The organism is Pantoea sp. CTOTU49201 (assembly GCF_032054795.1).
Classification (GTDB): Bacteria; Pseudomonadota; Gammaproteobacteria; order Enterobacterales; family Enterobacteriaceae; genus Pantoea; species Pantoea symbiotica.
This window is the reverse complement of record NZ_DAMBSA010000394.1, coordinates 1-4,323: the sequence shown is the minus strand read 5'-3', so window position 1 is coordinate 4,323 and position 4,323 is coordinate 1. Positions and strand designations below refer to the sequence as shown.

The following is a 4,323-nucleotide window of genomic DNA, read 5'->3' as shown; positions in this document are numbered from 1 at the left end:
ATGCCAGCCATGGATTGCTTTACACCTTCAGTAAAGGACGTGGATTGGGTGATTGTGGCGTGGCGACGCGCTGGCAGTATGACGGTAACGAATTTGTGCTGGCAGAGTATGCGGAAGAGAAGACCTGCGATGCGTGGCACAGCAGTGACGACTGGCCAACACTCTGGGTAACTGAATCGCAGAATCCGGTGCAGTCGCGTTAATCCGTAGGGTCGCCATTAATGGCGACCTTCCCCCATATGATTAACGAATCGCTTGCACCGTCATCGGTGAACCCGACTGATTGCCCACCAACTCGGTCAGCATATTATTCACGCCATCGCTCATCGGGGTGAAACGCGTTAATGGCGAGCGCGTGACAACCACAAACACGCCGACGTTGTGCTGCGGCACCATCGCCATATAGGTAATGAAACCGCCGCCGCCGCCGGTTTTCTGAATAATCCCCGGACGACCTTCCTTCGGCCCCATATAGACCCAACCCATGCCCAACGCATCGGCGCGGCCCGGCACATCCATGCCTTCCACTTTGGTCAGTTGGTCGCGGCGGTAGATCAGCGTTTGCAGGCGATCAATTTGCGGCGTGCGGTGATTCACCGCCGAGTTGAGGAACTGCTGCATCCAGCGGCCCATATCGTCTGGCGTTGAGTAAACGCCGCCGCTGCCGATAGCGGCCAGCGTGTTGTTGCACGGACTGGCGCCTTTCTCGGCAATCATCAGACGCTGACACTGATCCGGTGACGGCGTGAAAGTGGTGTCTTTCATGCCCAACGGACGCGTTATCAACTGCTGAAACAGCGCCGGATACGGCATGCCCGCCGCTTTGGCGAGTGCATCGCTCAACAGATCAAAGCCCAGGTTGGAATAGGCGGCATTGGTGCCTGGCGCGGCCTTTAATGCAGCGCCACTCAGCCACTGCCAGCGATCGGACTTGGTCGGCCAGACAAACACCGGACGATGTGGTTTACCTCCGGGCTGCTCGCGCGGCAGGCCGCTGGTATGTGTGGAAAGGTTAATCAGGCGAATCGGCTGACCGTTATAGCTCGGCACGCGCGCGCCAGGCGGCGCGTATTTGCTTAGCGGATCGTCAAGACGCAGTTGACCGCGTTCGGCCATCTTTACCATCACTTCGCTGGTCATCAGCTTGCTGAGTGAAGCAATACGAATCACCGAATCGGGCTGCGGACGCACATTGTTGCCGGGGCGCGTATCACCAAAGCTGGCGAAAACCCGCTGATTGCCATCAATCGCCACCAGCGCCATGCCGGTTGCGCCGCTGCCATAGAAAATGTGCTCGGCGTAGCGATCAACAATTTGCGATGCCAACAGCGGATCGGGCGATGACTGCGCCATGCTTTTTAATGGAAGCACTGAAACCATTAAGGCCAGTAAAAAAGGAGTACGTTTTTTCAACGGGAAAGCGTCCGCTATAGGAATCGGAGGAAAGCTTATAGTAATCAGTTTGAGCGAGGCGTGAAGAGGGCAGGGCAGATTTTTTTCTGTATCAGGCTGTGATCAAAAAATGGCCCTTACGCCAAAAAGACGCAGGGCCAGATCGATTAGTGCGGCTTGAGTAAAGCTTCGGTGTGGCTGACGATGTTCTCGACGGTGAAACCGAATTCCGGGAACAGTTTGCCGGCCGGAGCTGACTCACCAAAGGTGGTCATACCGACAATCGCGCCATCCAGCCCGACATACTTGTACCAGTAATCAGCAATACCGGCTTCGACTGCCACGCGCGCTTTCACGCCAGATGGCAGCACCGATTCGCGATAAGCGGCATCTTGCTTATCAAATACATCGGTACTCGGCAGCGACACCACGCGAATCTTGTGGCCATTAGCGGTGAGTTTTTCCGCCGCGCCCAGCGCGATTTCAATCTCCGAACCGGTGGCGATGATGATCGCTTCCGGTGTGCCAGCGCTATCTTTCAGCACATAACCACCGCGCGCGATATTCGCCACCTGCTCTTTGCTGCGATCCGGCTGCAGCAGATTCTGACGCGAAAGAATCAGCGCGGTTGGCCCGTGATGGCGCTCAACGGCAGCTTTCCACGCTACAGCGGTTTCTACCTGATCGCATGGACGCCACAAGCTGAGGTTTGGCGTGACGCGCAGGCCGGCAATTTGCTCAACCGGCTGGTGCGTCGGGCCATCTTCGCCAAGGCCGATGGAGTCATGTGTATACACCAGCACCTGACGCGCCTTCATCAGTGCCGCCATGCGCACCGCGTTACGTGCATACTCGACGAACATTAGGAAGGTGGCGGTGTACGGCACGAAGCCGCCGTGCGTGGCGATGCCGTTGCCAATCGCCGTCATACCAAATTCACGCACACCGTAGTGAATATAGTTACCGGCGAGATCTTCTTTGATCGATTTTGAACCCGACCAAATAGTGAGGTTGCTTGGTGCTAAATCTGCCGAACCACCGAGGAATTCCGGCAGCAGCTTGCCGTACACTTCCAGCGTATTTTGTGAGGCTTTACGGCTGGCGATTTTTTGCGGATTGGCCTGCAATTGCTCAATAAATTTCTGGGTTTCCGTTTCCCAATTTACCGGCATTTCGCCACTCACGCGGCGGCTGAATTCCTCAGCCAGCTGCGGATGTGCAGCTTTGTAGGCGGCAAATTTCTCATCCCAGGATTTTTCACGCTGACTGCCGGCTTCTTTGGCATCCCACTGCTGATAAATCTCTTTAGGGATCTCAAAGGCCGGGTATTTCCAACCGAGTTTCTGTCGCGTCAGCGCCACTTCCTCTTCGCCCAGCGCTGCGCCATGCGACTCTTCTTTACCGGCTTTATTCGGCGAACCGAAACCAATCACCGTGCGGCAGATGATCAACGATGGCTTATCAGTGACGCTTTGCGCTTCCTTGATCGCCGCCGCAATGGCTTCTGGATCGTGACCATCAATACCTTCTGCGCTGCCGATTACATGCCAGTTATAGGCTTCGAAGCGTTTATGGGTATCGTCGGTGAACCAGCCTTCGGTTTCACCATCAATCGAGATACCGTTGTGGTCGTAGAAACCAATCAGCTTGCCAAGACCGAGCGTACCGGCCAGCGAGCACACTTCGTGCGAGATACCTTCCATCAAACAGCCATCGCCCATAAACACGTAGGTGTGATGGTCAACGATATCGTGATCGGGTTGGTTAAACTGCGCCGCCAGCGTGCGCTCGGCAATCGCCATGCCCACAGCATTGGCTAAACCCTGGCCGAGCGGACCGGTGGTGGTTTCGATGCCTGGCGTGTAACCGAGTTCCGGGTGACCTGGCGTTTTGGAATGCAACTGTCGGAAGTTTTTCAGCTCTTCCATCGGCAGATCGTAACCGGTGAGATGCAGCAAACTGTATTGCAGCATCGAACCGTGACCGTTGGAAAGAATGAAGCGGTCGCGATCAATCCATGCCGGATTATTGGGATTATGGTGGAGGAAATCGCGCCACAAGACTTCGGCGATATCGGCCATGCCCATCGGCATACCGGGATGTCCGGAATTTGCTTTTTGTACCGCATCCATGCTGAGTGCACGAATTGCGTTAGCCAACTCTCTGCGTGAAGACATAAGGTTCTCCCTTGTGATTTGGCGATAGCGGATGAGCCAATGCCCATCCGCCATAAGAGTGAGTGCGGATTACAGACGAGAAGAGAGCACGTCTTCCAGCTTTTGCTGGTCGATGGCGAACTGACGGATGCCGTCTGACAGTTTTTCTACCGCCATCGGATCCTGATTGTGTTCCCAACGGAATTCCGCTTCAGACAGTGAAGCCGGCTGATGGAAGCCTTCGGTTGATGGCTCCAGCTTGCGTTCCAGCGGCGCATCACTGTTGGCCAGCTCTTCCAGCAGGTTAGGGGAAATGGTCAGACGGTCGCAGCCGGCCAGCGCCTGAATCTGTTCTACTTTACGGAAGCTGGCACCCATGATCACGGTGCTGTAACGGTGCTTCTTGTAGTAATCGTAGATACGACGCACCGATTTCACGCCCGGATCTTCATCAACCACATACGGGTCGATCGGTTTGCGGGAGTTGTACCAGTCGTAAATACGACCAACAAACGGCGAGATCAGGAACACGCCGGCTTCAGCACAGGCACGCGCCTGAGCGAAGGAGAACAGCAGCGTCAGGTTGCACTGGATACCGTTTTTCTCCAGCTCTTCGGCGGCTTTGATGCCTTCCCAGGTCGAAGCCAGCTTGATCAGAATGCGTGAGCGGTCGATGCCGTACTCTTCGTACAGACGTACCAGCTTCTCAGCTTTGGTAACGCACATGCCACGATCGAAGGAGAGGCGCGCATCCACTTCGGTCGAAACACGGCCC

Annotated in this window: 4 protein-coding genes; 1 reads left to right on the top strand and 3 read right to left on the bottom strand. The window is 55.6% G+C overall.

Translation table 11 applies throughout. The annotated features are described in order from the left end of the window. Positions 1-203: DUF1176 domain-containing protein (locus RTY00_RS20775; protein ID WP_312665949.1), on the top strand; the 203-nt coding region annotated here is incomplete at its 5' end. 40 nt (positions 204-243) lie between these two features. Here RTY00_RS20775 and ampH read toward each other — a convergent pair. The 3 genes from ampH to RTY00_RS20760 form a co-directional block, all read right to left on the bottom strand. After that, positions 244-1,413 (bottom strand): D-alanyl-D-alanine-carboxypeptidase/endopeptidase AmpH, encoded by a 1,170-nt coding sequence (ampH, locus tag RTY00_RS20770; protein WP_008107847.1) that lies wholly within the window; start codon positions 1,411-1,413, stop codon positions 244-246. Positions 1,414-1,559: 146 nt separating this feature from the next. Next, positions 1,560-3,569 (bottom strand): transketolase, encoded by a 2,010-nt coding sequence (tkt, locus tag RTY00_RS20765; RefSeq protein WP_312665947.1) that lies wholly within the window; start codon positions 3,567-3,569, stop codon positions 1,560-1,562. 69 nt (positions 3,570-3,638) lie between these two features. Next, positions 3,639-4,323: transaldolase A (locus RTY00_RS20760; RefSeq protein ID WP_312665945.1), on the bottom strand; the 685-nt coding region annotated here is incomplete at its 5' end.